The organism is Devosia aquimaris (assembly GCF_020169335.1).
GTDB lineage: Bacteria > Pseudomonadota > Alphaproteobacteria > Rhizobiales > Devosiaceae > Devosia > Devosia aquimaris.
On record NZ_JAIEZN010000001.1, the window covers coordinates 2,003,327 to 2,018,020 of the forward strand.

The 14,694-nt window shown below is 64.9% G+C and carries 14 protein-coding genes; 9 read left to right on the forward strand and 5 right to left on the reverse strand.

Features of this window, described 5'->3' with window-relative positions; translation table 11 throughout:
- Window positions 1-12: 12 nt before the first annotated feature.
- From hemH to K1177_RS09665, 3 genes are all read right to left on the reverse strand, one after another.
- Complete coding sequence (gene hemH / locus K1177_RS09655; protein WP_224703092.1) at window positions 13-1,038, reverse strand: ferrochelatase; 1,026 nt, start codon at window positions 1,036-1,038, stop codon at window positions 13-15.
- Between the two features lie 96 nt (window positions 1,039-1,134).
- Complete coding sequence (locus K1177_RS09660; protein ID WP_224703093.1) at window positions 1,135-2,772, reverse strand: HoxN/HupN/NixA family nickel/cobalt transporter; 1,638 nt, start codon at window positions 2,770-2,772, stop codon at window positions 1,135-1,137.
- Between the two features lie 56 nt (window positions 2,773-2,828).
- Window positions 2,829-3,728 (reverse strand): LysR family transcriptional regulator, encoded by a 900-nt coding sequence (locus tag K1177_RS09665; protein WP_224703094.1) that lies wholly within the window; start codon window positions 3,726-3,728, stop codon window positions 2,829-2,831.
- A gap of 144 nt (window positions 3,729-3,872) precedes the next feature.
- Here K1177_RS09665 and K1177_RS09670 point away from each other — a divergent pair, with 144 nt between their 5' ends.
- The 3 genes from K1177_RS09670 to K1177_RS09680 all read left to right on the forward strand — a co-directional run bounded on the left by K1177_RS09670 (window position 3,873) and on the right by K1177_RS09680 (window position 5,371).
- Entirely contained in the window at window positions 3,873-4,295 is a 423-nt protein-coding gene (locus K1177_RS09670) for a MarR family winged helix-turn-helix transcriptional regulator (protein ID WP_224703095.1), read from the forward strand.
- Window positions 4,296-4,390: 95 nt separating this feature from the next.
- On the forward strand, window positions 4,391-4,843 hold the full coding sequence (locus K1177_RS09675) for an SH3 domain-containing protein (protein WP_224703096.1): 453 nt from the start codon (window positions 4,391-4,393) through the stop codon (window positions 4,841-4,843).
- A gap of 132 nt (window positions 4,844-4,975) precedes the next feature.
- The gene (locus K1177_RS09680) at window positions 4,976-5,371 is read left to right on the forward strand and encodes a DUF2177 family protein (RefSeq protein WP_224703097.1); all 396 of its coding nucleotides are present in this window, start codon (window positions 4,976-4,978) and stop codon (window positions 5,369-5,371) included.
- Here K1177_RS09680 and K1177_RS09685 read toward each other — a convergent pair whose 3' ends face one another.
- A complete protein-coding gene (locus tag K1177_RS09685; RefSeq protein WP_224703098.1) occupies window positions 5,372-6,295 on the reverse strand; it encodes a DMT family transporter in 924 nt (307 codons plus the stop codon).
- Window positions 6,296-6,539: 244 nt separating this feature from the next.
- Between K1177_RS09685 and K1177_RS09690 the strand changes: the two genes are divergently transcribed.
- From K1177_RS09690 to K1177_RS09710, 5 genes are all read left to right on the forward strand, one after another.
- Entirely contained in the window at window positions 6,540-7,322 is a 783-nt protein-coding gene (locus tag K1177_RS09690; protein ID WP_224703099.1) for an SDR family oxidoreductase, read from the forward strand.
- On the forward strand, window positions 7,319-9,205 hold the full coding sequence (gene uvrC / locus K1177_RS09695; RefSeq protein WP_224703100.1) for an excinuclease ABC subunit UvrC: 1,887 nt from the start codon (window positions 7,319-7,321) through the stop codon (window positions 9,203-9,205). Before K1177_RS09690 ends, uvrC begins: the two co-directional genes overlap by 4 nt.
- 86 nt (window positions 9,206-9,291) lie before the next feature.
- Window positions 9,292-9,603, forward strand: a complete 312-nt coding sequence (locus K1177_RS09700) for a YdeI/OmpD-associated family protein (protein WP_224703101.1) — start codon at window positions 9,292-9,294, stop codon at window positions 9,601-9,603.
- Window positions 9,604-9,769: 166 nt separating this feature from the next.
- The gene (locus K1177_RS09705; RefSeq protein WP_224703102.1) at window positions 9,770-9,973 is read left to right on the forward strand and encodes a YgaP family membrane protein; all 204 of its coding nucleotides are present in this window, start codon (window positions 9,770-9,772) and stop codon (window positions 9,971-9,973) included.
- Window positions 9,974-9,975: 2 nt separating this feature from the next.
- Complete coding sequence (locus K1177_RS09710; RefSeq protein ID WP_224703103.1) at window positions 9,976-10,509, forward strand: RNA polymerase sigma factor; 534 nt, start codon at window positions 9,976-9,978, stop codon at window positions 10,507-10,509.
- Window positions 10,510-10,692: 183 nt separating this feature from the next.
- Here K1177_RS09710 and K1177_RS09715 read toward each other — a convergent pair whose 3' ends face one another.
- Window positions 10,693-13,506: a S8 family serine peptidase gene (locus K1177_RS09715; RefSeq protein ID WP_224703104.1), complete on the reverse strand. Its 2,814-nt coding sequence runs from the start codon at window positions 13,504-13,506 to the stop codon at window positions 10,693-10,695.
- 147 nt (window positions 13,507-13,653) lie between these two features.
- Between K1177_RS09715 and K1177_RS09720 the strand changes: the two genes are divergently transcribed.
- Window positions 13,654-14,670 (forward strand): helix-turn-helix domain-containing protein, encoded by a 1,017-nt coding sequence (locus K1177_RS09720; RefSeq protein ID WP_224703105.1) that lies wholly within the window; start codon window positions 13,654-13,656, stop codon window positions 14,668-14,670.
- The last annotated feature ends 24 nt before the right edge of the window (window positions 14,671-14,694 follow it).

Genomic DNA, 14,694 nt, shown 5'->3' on the forward strand with positions numbered 1-14,694 from the left:
ATTTGCGATAGATCAGAGCCAGCCGCTCAGCTCGCGCCGCACCATCGCCTCGATCATGTCCATGCCGGCCGGGCTGTCGTTCAGGCACGGGATATAGGCGAACTTCTCGCCCCCAGCGTGCATGAAGCTCTCCTTGCCCTCCATGGCAATTTCTTCCAGCGTCTCGATACAGTCCGCCGCAAAGGCCGGCGCCAGGATCGCCACCTTCTTCTTGCCCTGCCCCGGCAGCGCTTCCAGCGTCTTGTCGGTATAGGGCTCCAGCCACTTGGTCGGCCCGAAGCGGCTCTGGAAGGTCACCATCATCTTTTCCTTGGGCCAGCCGAGGTATTCCCGCACCAGCCGCGTCGTCTTGTAGCACTGGCAGTGATAGACGTCGCCGCGTTCGAGATAGGTCACCGGCATGCCGTGATAGCTGGTCAGCACCACATCGGGCTCGAAGTCCAGCGCCGCAACGCCATCGCGGATCGAGTTGCCCAGCGTCTCGATATATTTGGGGTCCTCGAAATAGGCCGGCACCGTGCGCACGGCAGGCTGCCGCCGCATGGTCTTGAGCACGTCAAAGGCCTTGTCATTGGCCGTGGCGGTCGTGGTCGCGGAATTCTGCGGATAGAGCGGGACCAAGAGGATCTTGGTGCAGCCGGCCGCCTGCATCTTCTCCAGCACGCTCTGTGTCGAGGGATTGCCATAGCGCATGGCGAAATCGACCATCACATTGTCATGCCCGGCCATGCGCTCGGCCAGCGCCGCAGTCTGCTTGCGGGTGATCACCAGGAGTGGGCTGGCATTGTGTTCCTTGTCCCAGATAGAGGCATAGGTGCGCCCGCTCTTTTGCGGCCGCACCGACAGGATTACCAGGTTCAGCAGCGGCCACCACAGCCAGCGCGGCGTCTCGATCACGCGCGGGTCGCTCAGAAATTCCTTGAGATAGCGGCGCACGCTCCAATAGTCCGTCGCGTCCGGCGTGCCCAGGTTGAGCAGCAGCACCCCGATCTTCTCGGGCAGGACAGACGGATGGTTGGGAGGCAGGTGAGCGGACATGGGCGCCTGTATGTGTGGATTGCTGCTGGCGCGACCATAGCGGCTAAAACCAAACGATCAAGGCGGCTATGGGTCGCGCTGGCCCCGGTGATCCACTCACAGGCTGGCAATCACCAGCAGCACGCCGAACACCAGCACGGCAATAGCCCCGCCCAGCTCCAGCCACCACATGATGGCGCCCGTCACCGGATTGTCGATGCCGCCGATGCGCCGGGCCAGCCCCTTGGCCGTCACCGCCAAGGTCGCCAGGATGGCCACCGTGATGGCCGTACCCGCACCCATCAGGAACACCGCTGCAATACCGGCCGCCAACAGCCCCTGCGACAGCGCGAATACCAGCACCACAAGCGCCCCCGAACAGGGCCGCAGCCCCACCGCCAGAACCACGCCCAACTGTTCCCGCCAGCTGCCATTGGTCGCTTCGGGGGTCACGATATGCGTGTGCCCGTCATGGTCATGGTCATGGTCATGGTGATCGTGGTCATGGCCGTGCGCGTGATGATCGTGGTGATGATGGTCATGATCGTGGTCGCCATGCAGATGCGCCCGCGCCGTTTGCACCATGTCCGGCTTTGGCGCCGGACCATGGCTGTGCCCCAGGCCAAATACCTTGCGCACGATCAGCCACAGGCCCAGCAGCGCTACCAGTCCATAGGAGACGATGCCGATCCAGTTGGCCGCGTCGCCCATGGCATAGCTGGTCATGCCCAACAGCCCCGCCGCGATCAGCACGAACACCACCGCTACGCCGGACTGGATCATCGCCGAAATGACGCTGAGCATCACCCCGCGCCGCAGCTGCGTCTCATTGGCCAGCACATAGGACGAAATCACCACCTTGCCATGCCCCGGCCCGGCGGCATGCAATATGCCATAGATAAAACTCAACCCGCCCAGCACCCAGAACGCCGTCCAGTCCGTCCGCAGCGCATCGAGCGACTTGGTGATCGCGCCGTAAAATTCGCGCTGCTGCGTCTGCAGCCAGCCGAAAAAGCCTGTCCGGGGCAGGTTGAGACCCGGCTCCACCGGCGGACCACCGAACGGCATGCTGGGCTTGGCCTGCGCCATGTTTGTTGCCGCGTCCAGCGCCGTCGCCGGCGCGGCAGCCGGGGCGCCGTTGCAGGTCACCACGATCATGCCCTGTGTACCACGCATCGCCGCCGCCAGGTCGGGCGGCAGCTCGGTCACCTCGGCTCCCAGCGCATAGAGCCGCTTCTGCACATCCTCCGACATTTCCTTGGGCGGCTCCAGCACCACCCCACAGTCCGCCGGCGCATTGACCAGCGTCACATCGCTCGTATCGGCGAAAGTGATCGCCACATAGTATTCCGGGTCATAGACGCCCAACTCGAAGCGCTGGCCCAGCGGATGCGGCTGCTCGGTCGTCAGCGAATAGCTCAGCGTGGTGTGCCCATCGGCATAGACCATGCGCTGGTCACCCACCGGCGCGAAGGTCAGCGGCGCATTCACGTCTCCGGCAAAGGTGTAATAATTGTAGTCTGCCAGCCCGGCGGCATTCTCGTCGGCCAGGCTCTGCAGCTCGTCCGGCGTCGTCTCGCGGTCGCCATTGGTGTCCAGCCCCTGGATCACCCAGGACGAGAACGCCGTGTCAAACGTCCAGTCATGGTGGAGCCCCACCACCGCGCCGCTATCGTCAAAGGTGATCGTGACCTTGGCGTCGATGAAGATATGAGGGTGCGCCAGCGTTGGCAGCGTCAGGGCAAGCAAAGCCATTCCAGCGCCGGCAAGCCGCGTGCCCAGACCACGAATATTCACGCCAAACCCCGCTGTTAGCTGACTGGATGCTTCTGAAACCAGTCAACCAGATGGTCGATCAAGGCCCGCACCTTGCCGGCCAGATGACGCCTGTGCGGATAGACCGCCTGCAGCGTCTGCCCGGTCGGCAGATAGTCGGCCAGCACGGGCACCAGCTCGCCGCTGGCCACCGCTGGGTCGGCCAGATACGACGGCATTACGACAAATCCGAGACCCAGCACCGCCGCCTCGCGCGCCGCCAGCGGCGAATTGACCCGCACCGGCCCGCTCACCGGCACCGAAATGGTCTTGCCATCCTCGATGAAACGCCAGTTCGATTGCCCCTGCAGGTTCACGTCAACGATGCAGGGCATGTGCCGGAGATCTTCCGGATGCTTGGGCATGCCCGTACGCTCCAGCAGGGCCGGCGACCCGCCCACGATCACATGCATGTCGGCAATCTTGCGCGCGATCAGCGAGGAATCCTGCATGGTCGAGATGCGCAGCGCCACATCGATCCCCTCGTCGACGAGGTCGACATAGCGATCCTCCAGACGCAGATCGAGTACCACCTTGGGATGCTTGATCAGGTATTGGAAGATCGCTGGCGCCAGTGTGCGCTCGCCAAAATTGCGCGGCGCCGACACGCGCAGCAGGCCACGCGGCTCGGCCGTCTGGTCAGTGATGGTGGCGTCCAGATCGTCCAGCTGCTGCAGCAGCGCGCTGGCCTCGCGGTAGTAGCCCTCGCCCGCCTCGGTCAGGCTCAGCTTGCGCGTTGTCCGGTTCATCAGCCGGACGCCGAGGTAGTCTTCCAGGTCCGTCACATATTTGCTCAGCAGCGCCTTGGATCGTCCATGCTGTCGCGCCGCAGCAGAAAACCCGCCAGAATCAAAGACTTGGACGAATGCCCTTATGCGTGCGAGGTCCTGCGTCATGGCGTCCTGTTCGCTGGATCAATGTAATGCACGCATAACTCATCTGTGATCGCCGAACAATAACAGGCCTTGGCCGTTCCACGATTAACGATAGACTGGATGCCTGATCGACGCGCACCCGGAGTTCGGACTATTTTCCCGCCCATGTCCAGACCCTCATCCCGCTCCACACTTTACCGGCTGATCGAAGCGGGACAGCTGGCGCATCGCGCCTTGCTCCTGCCCCTGGCCGAGCGTGGTCTGGAGCCGGGCGATGACGCCATCCTGTTCGAGCTGGGCCGCTCCGGCACCACCGAGATGGAACTGGCCGCCGAGCTGGGCCTCTCCGAGGTCGCCTTGACCACCCGCCTCTCCCGCCTGATCGACAGGGGCCTGGTCACCCGCCAGGCCGTGGGTCCCGAGCTGGCCGACGGTGTTGCCCTCAGTGAGCGCGGCGTGCGCATCCGCAATGGCCTGGCCGATCACTGGACCCAGCTTGAGGAAGCCCTGATGGGCGAACTCAAGCCCAAGCAGCGCAAGAAGCTGGGCGAACGCCTCAAGCGCTTTGTGGACCTGCTCAGCTTCTGAATTCTGGCCCTTTTTCCCATTCAGCTTGGGTTCAGGCGCCGGGGTGTCTTCTGCGGTCACTGGCAGCGATGCCAAACAGCTACAGGAGATCGAAAATGGCTTTGAGTAAGACTCTCGCCGCAGGCGGCCTGGCAGCCCTGGCCCTTCTGGCAACGGCCGGCTCCGCCTTTGCCGCCACCGCCTATGCCACCAGCAACGTCAATGTCCGCTCCGGCCCCGGTACCGGCTATGGCGTCGTCGACACGCTCCGTCGTGGCGAACGCGTCGATGTTCAGCAGTGCCGCGGCAGCTGGTGCTATGTCGAAAAGCGCGGCCCCGATGGCTGGGTGTCGGCCAACTACCTCGGCCGCAGTGGCCACAATGATTGGGACGATGATTGGGATCGTCCGAGCTGGAACCATGGCCCCAGCCGTCCGCACTGGAATCCCGGCCCGAGCCGTCCCCACTGGAACCCGCGGCCCTACCCGGTCTATCCCACCTATCCCACCCGTCCCGGTGGCAGTGTCTGCGTGAACGGCCCCAACGGCTACTTCTGCGTCGGCAACTAAAGCGGCCGTCTCGAGCTTGTGCGCCGCCCTCAAAAGGGGCGGCGTCTTGCGTCCTGGCCCGGTGTCTGCATTGTGATCCTGTGGCCGCTCCCACGCGTAGCAGCACCAGTCGCACACACGGGAGCCGCCGCCATGACCAAATATCTCATTCTCTACGGCGCCTGCGCGCTGATCTTCTTTCCGCTCGACTTCGTCTGGCTGTCCACCATGGGCAAGACCTTCTACCAGCGCGAGATCGGCGATCTGCTGCTGCCCAATCCAAACCTCGTCATCGCGGGCCTGTTCTACCTGGCCTATCTGGTGGGCGTGGTGCTCCTGGTCGCCGCCCCTGCCGAGGGCGACGTGGTCAAGGCGCTGATCTTCGGCGCGATCCTGGGCTTTGTTGCGTACGGGACGTACGACCTGACCAATCTCTCAACCGTCAAGGGCTTCACCCCCTTGGTGGCCGCGGTCGACATGGCCTGGGGCACGGTGCTAACCGGCGTCAGCGCCGCGGGCGGTGTCTGGATCGCGCGCCACTTCGCCTGATCATTCGCGGCCGGGCAACAGAGGGTCCTCCACCACGCGCACGCGCTTGATGCGTTCGCGGGCCATCACCACCAGCCCGGCCGCCACCACCACGCCCGCACCCAGCAGCGACACCGGGTCGATCCATTCGCCAAAGATCGCCGCGCTGAGAAAGATTGCCCAGGGCAGCGAGAAATAGTTGAACGGCTGCACGGTGCTGGCCGGCGCCATGGACAATGCGAAGATCATCACACCATGCCCCAGGCACGTGGTCACCATCATCGCCGTCACCATCAGCAGTTCGGTCCAACCCATGTTCTGCCAGAAGAACACGCCCACCGCGCTCGACAGCAGCACGCCGATGATGCCGCTATAGGCCATGCTGGTGGCGGCACTGTCATATTCGGTCACCTTGCGGGTGATCACGATATAGAGCGCATAAAGCGTCGCCGACGCCATGGCGAAACCCACGCCCCAGTCGAGCGGCAACCCGCCCGGTCGCACGATGATCAGCGCCCCGGCAAAGCCCGCGCCAACCGCGACGAAGCGGAACACGCCGACCTTCTCCCCAAGCAGAGGAATGGCAAACAGCGTCACCAGCAGTGGATAGACCAGCGAAATGGCCTGCAGTTCCCCCAGCGGCACGCTCTTGAGCGCCATGGCAAAGAACCAGATCTCGATGATCAGCAGCGCGCCACGCGTCAACTGCAGCATCGGCACCCGCGATTTCAGGGCCTGCCGCAGGGGCGCCTGTCGCCGCACCAGCCACAGTGCGAACAGTCCGAAGCCCCAATACCGCATCATCGTCACCTGGAACGGCGAATAGGTCTGCACCAGCGTCTTGGAGATGGCGTCCTGGACGCCGAATACGGCAATAGTGAACAGCGTCAAGGCAATGGCGCGCGCCACATTGTCGGCACGGCTGGAAACGGCGGAAAGCGACATGACAGGACGAAGACCCCACCCTACTGGCGCCACGACCTGTCATCAGGTCCGGGCCTGCTAGCGCTAGCGCAATCCGCGCGGCTTGACCATGTGCCCCGTAGCGGCCTCCACCACATGCTGACGATCCCTGGCAGCAGGGCTGGGCCAGTCTCTCTCCGCCCGGGCAAGGCCGATGCGGCCGCCACACATTGAAACCTCCCGCCAAAGCGGCCTAAGGTCCGCCCATCAGGTGCACAGTCCGTTCATGACGAATCATTCCGATCCCCAGCCCTCCCACTCTGTCGCGCTGGTCACCGGCGCCGGCAATCGCATCGGCGCCGCCATCGCCCGCCATCTGGCGGCGAGCGGCCATGCCGTGCTGGTGCATTATCGCTCCGACGAGCAGGGAGCCCGGGCCGTCTGCGACGGCATTGTCGAGGCGGGCGGCTCAGCCGACATCGTGCAGGCCGATCTGGCCAATCGCGCCCAACGCCGCACGCTCATCGCCCGCGCCGCTGCGCCTTTCGGGCCGCTCACAACGCTCATCAACAATGCTTCCCTATTCAATCCGGACAGTGCCCGCGACCTCGACGAGACACTCTGGGACGAGCATTTCGCCATCCATGCCGAGGCGCCGCTTTTCCTGGCGCGCGACTTCGCGGCCCAGCTGCCAGATGACGCTCGCGGCAATATCGTCAACATCATCGACGAGCGCGTTCTCCATCTCTCCCCGGCCTATTTCAGTTACACGCTGTCCAAATCCGTGCTGTGGACCGCCACCCGCACCCTGGCGCAATCGCTGGCGCCGCGCATTCGCGTCAATGCCATAGGGCCCGGGCCGGTGCTGCCGCATGCCCGGCAAGACCAGGCCGCCTTTGATGCCCAGGTCCGCAGCCTGCCTCTTGAACGCCATGCCGACCCCGACGATATAGCCCGTGGCGTGCTCATGCTGCTCTCGACCGGCGCCATGACCGGCCAGATGCTCGCGCTCGACGGCGGCCAGCATCTTGACTATCCCGCCCGTCGTGGTCCAACCCCGCGCTCATGACTGACCAGACACCATCGCCCCCGCCCAGCGGTCCCGAGGTTATTCGCGCCTTTGTGCGCACCCTCCCGGCCGCCCCGGGCGTCTATCGCATGCTCGATGCCGAAGGCGCCGTCATGTATGTGGGCAAGGCAAGGAACCTCAAGGCCCGCGTCACCAATTACACGCGCCCCGACGGCCTTGAGATCCGCCTGCAGCGCATGATCGCAGCCACGGTCAGCATGGAATTCGTGCGCACCGAGACCGAGTCCGAAGCACTGCTGCTTGAAGCCAATATGATCAAGCGGCTCAAGCCGCGCTTCAACGTGCTGCTGCGCGACGACAAGAGCTTCCCCTATATCCTGATCGCCACCGATCATGAGGCGCCCGAGCTGACCAAGCATCGCGGCACCCGGCGTCGCCCGGGCCATTACTTCGGCCCATTTGCTTCAGCCACCGCCGTTGGCCGCACCATAGCGAGCCTGCAGAAGGCTTTCCTGCTGCGCAATTGCAGTGACAGCTTCTATGCCGCCCGCACCCGCCCGTGCCTGCAGCACCAGATCAAGCGCTGCGCCGCCCCCTGCACCCGCGAGATCAGCCTTGAGGGCTATGCCGAACTGGTCGAGGACGCACGCCAGTTCCTCTCCGGCAAGTCGCGCAGCGTGCAGGATCACCTGCAGGCCGACATGAACCAGGCTGCCGAGGCCCTCGATTTCGAGCGCGCCGCGCTCATTCGCGACCGCCTCTCCGCCCTGGCCCTCATTCAGTCGCAGGGCGATGCCACCGCCAAATCGGTCGAAGAGGCCGATGTCTTTGCCATCCACCACGAAGGCGGCCAGTTCTGCGTCCAGGTCTTCTTCTTCCGCGCCTTCCAGAACTGGGGCAATTACCCCTATCGCCCGCGCGCCGACGCCAGCCTCAGCGATGCCGAGGTGCTCGAGGCCTTCATCGGCCAGTTCTATGAGAACCGCACGCCGGCCCGGCTGGTTCTGGTCAGCCATGACCTCGCCGAACCAGCCCTGATGGAAGAGGCCCTTTCGACGCGCGCCGGCCGCAAGGTCAACATCGAAGTGCCCAAACGCGGGGAGAAGCGCGACCTGGTCAATCACGCCCTCAACAACGCCCGGGAAGCGCTGGGCCGTCAGCTCGCCGAAGGCGCCACCAATCGCAGCCTGCTCGAGGGCCTGGCCGAGACCTTTGGCCTCGACGAAGTGCCCCGCCGTGTCGAGACCTACGACAACTCGCACATCTCGGGCACCAATATGGTCGGCGCCATGGTGGTAGCCGGCGAAGAAGGCTTCTCAAAAAAGCACTACCGCACCTTCAACATCAAATCCGACATCGTCGCCGGCGACGACTTCGGCATGATGCGCGAGGTGCTGACCCGTCGCTTCACCCGCCTGGCCAACGAGAGCGAAAACGACGCCGAGGACGAGAATACCGGCATGCCCGACTGGCCCGATGTCGTCTTCATCGATGGCGGCGCCGGCCAGATGAGCGCGGTGCGCGGCGTCATTGCCGAGCTCAACCTGCCCAAGCAGGTCACCTTCATCGGCATTGCCAAGGGCGAGGAGCGCGACGCGGGCCGCGAGAAATTCTTCATGGAGGGCCGAGAGGCCTTCATGCTGCCCCATCGCGATCCGGTGCTCTATTATGTCCAGCGCCTGCGCGACGAAGCGCATCGCTTTGCCATCGGCACCCATCGCGCCAAGCGCAAGAAGGAGCAGGTGAGGAACCCGCTCGACGAAATCGAGGGCATCGGCCCTACGCGCAAGCGGGCCCTTCTCAACCACTTCGGCTCCGCCAAGGCCGTCGGCCGCGCCAGCCTCACCGACCTGCAGGCTGTGCCCGGCATTTCCAGCGCCATGGCCCAGCTGATCTACGATCACTTCAACCGGGCGGGATGAGATCGCGCCGCCTGCCAGGATTGGACGGCACCGTCACATTCTGCCACCCTATTGCACGCGACAACGCCGACCGCCTGAGAGGCACCATGACCAGCGCATTTTCCCATGGCACCGTCCATCAGGCGGCTGATGACCTTCAAGCCGCCATTACGGCAGATCCGGCGATCCTGGCCCTCTGGGAAAACCTGACGCCGCTCGGCCGCAATGAGTTCATCTGCTGGGTGGAGGATGCCAAGCAGGCCACCACGCGGCAGCGGCGCATCCGCCGAACCGTTGAAGAACTGGTCGAGGGCAACAAACGCCCCTGTTGCTGGGTGGGCTGCATTCACCGCACCGACAAGGCACCAAGCCCATGGCAACAGGCAGTCCTGATCGACAAGAAGGCAAAACAGGCCTGACCGGCAATGGGGCAGCGATGGGGACCTGCGCCAGATGGACCTCGCCCCGGCTTGCCACTCGCGACAGCCCCACATTTCTTTAGCGACCCGCGAACCGTTTTGCGTCGCCCGCGCCTCTTAACATTCAGCAGCCCCACTTTGGGGCCGCATGAAGCAGGAGAGAGCGATGCTTTATCGCAAGAACATCTATCAGTGGGAACAGTGGTCCCGCATCGTTGCCGGCGCCGTCATGGTGGTGTGGGGCTTTGCCTTCGCGCCTATCCCCGTCGTAGGCTACATCACCGCTGCCGCAGGATTTGGCCTCGCGCTGACCGGCCTGCTGGGCTGGTGCCCCGCTTGCGCCATGGTCGGGCGCCGCACAAAGGATTGACCATGTCCAAGGGCCGCATGGCTGCACAGACCAGCGCGGATCTCGTCCATCGCGCCCAGGCTGGCGATCATGCGGCCATCGTGGGCCTGCTTGAATGCACCCAGCAAGACATCCGGCGCTACGCCCGCCGCAACTGCAGGCTCGAAGACGTCGATGACGCTGTCCAGGAGACCATGAGTGCGCTGGCGGGTCGGGTTACCGCCCTGCGCAGCCCGGCCGCCTTGTCGGGCTGGCTGTTCATGGTCGTTCGGCGCGAGTGCTACCGCCTGGGCCACTGGGCCACCACCGCCCTGCGGAGCCGCGCAGCCGCAGAAAGCCTCGCCGCAGTGGCCGCGCGCCCAGATCCCGAGATCCGTTATGATCTGGGCATGGCCATCCAGTCCCTGCCCGAGCACTACCGGGTCATCATGATCAAGCGCGACCTCGAGGGGCGCACCATTGCAGAGATCGCCCAGTCCCAGGGCCTCACCAGAGAACAGGTCAAGGCCAGGCTGCATCGCGCGCGGATCATGATCAGGGAATATCTGGCCCCCTGACACCAGCCAATCGGCGGCCGGGTTCCTCAATACCCGCCCCGACCGGCCGCATCGGCTGATCGGCCCAAAATGCAAAGGGCGCGAGCCTTGGCCCGCGCCCTCCGTGCATGAACTCGTTGTGGCGCTCCAGGCCGACCACCGCGTGCGGGATGTCGGGACACCCCTGGCGGGACCGAGGCCGGCCTAGAATGCCACTTTGAACGAGCCCTTCACTGCACCTGATCCTGAACTTGCGCCCAGCCGGCCACTCGAGCTGAGCCCCGCTGCCACACCCTTGCCCAGCGCGTAGTTGATCCCCAGGTCGACCACCACAGCATCGCGCGAAGCGCCTGCACCGACGGTGCGGAACGCCGGCCCGCCGGCCAGAGCCTGGCTGGCGCTGCCCTGTGCATCGCCAAACACATGCTGCCAGCCCACCATCGCATTGGCCGAAAGCGCAGCATCGCCCACCGGAATTTCTGTCGACACCCGCAGTCCGGCCACGGTGATCCCCTGCGTCTGCCCGGCAAGCGTGCCGCTCAGCGCAAAAGCTGACCCGCTTTCGCTATAGGGCGCCGAAGACAGCCCCACCAGCGCGCCCGAAACGAATGGCGTCAGCTCGACGTCGCCCAGCGCCAGCCCGTAGCCCAGCTCGCCGAACACCTGGCCGGACAGCCGCGTATAGGATGTGCCAATGCTCGAATTGACGCCGCCAAAGCTGATGGCACGCGTGGTCTCGACGCCCGACAGCGTCACCCCTGCGCCCAGGCTGGCCTTCACCGGACCGAACGTGGTCTGCCCATAGACGGCCAGGTCGCCATTGGTGCTGCGCATGCCCGCGCCTTGCGCATCGATACGGCCCGACGACCGGCTGACACCACCGGCAAAGCCCACTGTCCAATTGCCCACTGCTATGCCGTCCGCGCCGCCGAACAACGCCTGCTCGCTCCAGTTCAGGCGCGCGCCGCCATTGCCTTCGGCCCAACCGCCCACCGCCTGCAGCGACGTCCAGCCCTGCGCACTCTGCCCGCTTGCGCCAGGGGCAAACCGCGCATTGAGCGCGTCGCGCAGCAATCCGCCATGCTCCAGGATCACCGTCGAGCCCGCCGCATGCACCTCGCCCGCCACCTGGCTCAGTGCCGGCACAAGTGCCTCGGGCGTCGTCGCATAAAGCGCGGCAAACACGTCATTGGTCCGCGGCCCCGCTGCCGGGCGCACCGAATCGAGCGCCGCACCCACCGCATTCTGGTTCGGCCCGGCTGCCAGCCCGTTGGCGGCCAGATTGCCATAGACCAGTGGCGTCACCACCAGCGCAATGCTGCGGCTGCTGTAGAGCGCATCCATGCGCGTACTGTTGGGCAGGCCGCCCGTCGTCGGCTGCGTCAGCGACGTGAAGCCACCGGTGATGGCTGTGCTGGCCTGGATCACCTCATAGCGGCTACCCAGCGGCGCCACATAGGTGTTGCTCGCCGAGCCGGTGATCCCGCGCAGCACTGGCACGATCACGCCGTTGACGCTGATGCTGCCATTGGCGCCGGTGGTGATCAGCCGCGAGTAATTGCCCGCGCCATTCCCCGTCCCCGTGCCATCGATATCGAATGAGGTCGTCGCCCCGGCAGCGATCGTCACCGGGCCGTTGACCGTCAGCGTGCCCGGCGAGTTGCCGGGCGCCAACCGGCCAGCCGAATAAAGCGAGGAGTCGATCTTGCCCACGCCACGCAGTACGCCGTTCTGCGCAATCGTCACCTTGGACACCACCGATCCATTGATCGAGAGCTGCCCGCCGGTCACCTTGGTCTCGCCGGTATAGGTATTGGCCCCGGTCAGCGTCAGCGTGCCGTCGCCCTGCTTGTCGAGCCCGCCCGTGCCCGAAATGGCGTTGGACAGTGTCGAGTTCGAACCGGCGGTGTTCACCACCGTTTCGCTCATGAACTGGCCATAACCCTGCAGCGCCCGGCCGGCATTGACCATGCCCCAGCCGAACTTCTGCTTGTCGCCCATTGCCGTTGCCGTGGTCAGCAGCACCTGCTGGATCTCATGGGCGGAAAAGAACGGGAAAGCCTGCTTGACCAGAGCGGCCACGCCCGTCACCACCGGCGTTGCCATCGAGGTGCCGTCCATTGGGCCGTAGTTGCTGCCGTCATTGCCCGTGCCCAGCGGCAGCGCCGAAACCACCGCAACGCCCGGCGCTGCCAGGCACCAATCTGCCGCCACGCCACACTGATTGCTGAAGTCGGCCAGATTGCCGTTGCTGTCCACGGCAGCCACGGCCAGGAAATTATCGCGCAGCTCGGGCACCCAATAGGGCATGCCGCCCAGAGCATCCGGCGACGTCTGGGTTTCATTGCCGGTGGCAAACACCATCAGCACGTCTTTTTCGGCGGTATATTTCATCGCCTCGATGGTCTTCGGCAGAGCCGCGGCGATGGAGTCGGCGTCATAGTCGGTGACGTTGCAGGGCGGATTGACCGCCTGCGAACAGTCGTTCACGCCACTGGAATTGTTGATGATGGACACGCCGCTATCCACCAGCCGACGCCAGCTCTCATAGAACATATCATCGCTGTTGCCGGTACGGGTGTCATAGACGCTGTTGATGATCTGCGCGTCAAAGGCCACGCCATGCATGCCCACGCCATCGCGATTGGCCGCGATAATGCCGCTCACATGCGTGCCGTGGTTGCTCAGCCCGGTGGGCGAGTCCGTGTCTGGGCTTTCGAAGTTCTCAAGGCCGGTTATGATCTTGCCGGTGTTGAGATCGAACCCCGGCTTCAGCCGCCCGGTGAATTCGGAATGCCGCGCATCGATGCCCGTATCGAGCACGCCAACCACCACGCCCTTGCCGGTAATCCCGAGCGCATAGGCCTTGGCAGCATCGATGGCGTTGAGCTGATAGGCCGCCAGATATTCCTGCGTCTTCCAATAGGCCTCGCTGGTCGAACTGGACTGCGCCCGCGCGCTGCCGGTCGCACACAGCGCCGCCACCAGCCCAAGCCACAAAAACCGTTTCCCGTTCACGCTGCATCCCCCTATTAAGACCGGATATTCATCCTTGGCGGCGTCGATAGCAGGGCTTGCAGGATCGGTGATGAGAGCAAAATTCCATTTGTGGTTTGACCGTCTCAACCAGCATGGACGGCTGCAGCATCGGGGCGCTGCCGTCTCATGACAGACCCCACCCCCCTGCTGCCGCGCCAATCGTTCAACTCTGCGGACCGCCCCGCGTCAGAGGCCTTTGCTGGTTGGCAGGCCGCCATCGCACCGGTCTTTGACATTACGCCCGCGCAACCCGACCAGCCCTTCGCGGCGAGCTATGACACGTTTCATCTGGGCGACATCCTGGTGGGCCTGGGCAGCTTTGATCCCACCTGCTTCAGTCGCAGTGCCGAGAAGGCCCGGCTCGATGGCCTCGATCACCTATTGATCCAGGTCTATACCGAGGGTGGCTACACCGGCCACGTCGACGACCGGCCCATCACGGTGCGCCCCGGCGATCTGGTGACACTCGACATGACACGCCAGACCACCACCGTGTCGCTGCGCTCCCGCAATATCACCCTGCTGGTTCCTCGGGACCTGGTGAAGTCGCGCAAGATCCCGCATGGAATCATGACCCAGGGTCCGCGCGGCGCCATCCTGGGCGGCATGTTGGCCGATCATCTCATCGGCCTCGCCCAGCGCCTGCCCACCATGCCGCTCAGCACGGGCGCCGCCGCAGCTGCCGCAACCCTCGCGCTCTACGAAGCAGCGCTCGAGCCGGTCGAGGAAATGGGCGAAGCGGCCGTCGAGCCGCTGCGCGACCTCCTCTTTCAGCGCGTCCGCCGCCTCATCGATGCGCGCATCACCGCCGGCAGGATCGACATCGCCGGCCTTGCCGCCGAACTGGGCGTCTCGCGCTCGACGCTCTATCGCCTGTTCGAACCGCAAAAGGGCGTTGAGGCCTATATCACCGAGCGGCGCCTGGCCCATGTGCGCCGCGCCCTCAGCGACGAGAACGACACCCGCCGCATCGGCACCATCGCCGCCGCCTACGGCTTTGACGACCATTCCAATTTCAGCCGCATCTTCAAGCGCCGCTACGGCCAGACCCCGGCCGAGCTGCGCGCGCTGGGCCGCCACGCCCGTCCCGAGGACCTCGACGACGCCTTCGACCTCCGCCCCTGGATCGCCGACGTCAGCTGACGGCCTCTGCCCTGCCGGCCCTTT

What these genes read in the sequence shown, in the direction of transcription:
- hemH (WP_224703092.1), bottom strand. Translation starts at nt 1,038, where the DNA reads ATGTCCGCTCACCTGCCTCCCAACCATCCGTCTGTCCTGCCCGAGAAG.
- K1177_RS09660 (WP_224703093.1), bottom strand. Translation starts at nt 2,772, where the DNA reads ATGGCTTTGCTTGCCCTGACGCTGCCAACGCTGGCGCACCCTCATATC.
- K1177_RS09665 (WP_224703094.1), bottom strand. Translation starts at nt 3,728, where the DNA reads ATGACGCAGGACCTCGCACGCATAAGGGCATTCGTCCAAGTCTTTGAT.
- K1177_RS09670 (WP_224703095.1), top strand. Translation starts at nt 3,873, where the DNA reads ATGTCCAGACCCTCATCCCGCTCCACACTTTACCGGCTGATCGAAGCG.
- K1177_RS09675 (WP_224703096.1), top strand. Translation starts at nt 4,391, where the DNA reads ATGGCTTTGAGTAAGACTCTCGCCGCAGGCGGCCTGGCAGCCCTGGCC.
- K1177_RS09680 (WP_224703097.1), top strand. Translation starts at nt 4,976, where the DNA reads ATGACCAAATATCTCATTCTCTACGGCGCCTGCGCGCTGATCTTCTTT.
- K1177_RS09685 (WP_224703098.1), bottom strand. Translation starts at nt 6,295, where the DNA reads ATGTCGCTTTCCGCCGTTTCCAGCCGTGCCGACAATGTGGCGCGCGCC.
- K1177_RS09690 (WP_224703099.1), top strand. Translation starts at nt 6,540, where the DNA reads ATGACGAATCATTCCGATCCCCAGCCCTCCCACTCTGTCGCGCTGGTC.
- uvrC (WP_224703100.1), top strand. Translation starts at nt 7,319, where the DNA reads ATGACTGACCAGACACCATCGCCCCCGCCCAGCGGTCCCGAGGTTATT.
- K1177_RS09700 (WP_224703101.1), top strand. Translation starts at nt 9,292, where the DNA reads ATGACCAGCGCATTTTCCCATGGCACCGTCCATCAGGCGGCTGATGAC.
- K1177_RS09705 (WP_224703102.1), top strand. Translation starts at nt 9,770, where the DNA reads ATGCTTTATCGCAAGAACATCTATCAGTGGGAACAGTGGTCCCGCATC.
- K1177_RS09710 (WP_224703103.1), top strand. Translation starts at nt 9,976, where the DNA reads ATGTCCAAGGGCCGCATGGCTGCACAGACCAGCGCGGATCTCGTCCAT.
- K1177_RS09720 (WP_224703105.1), top strand. Translation starts at nt 13,654, where the DNA reads ATGACAGACCCCACCCCCCTGCTGCCGCGCCAATCGTTCAACTCTGCG.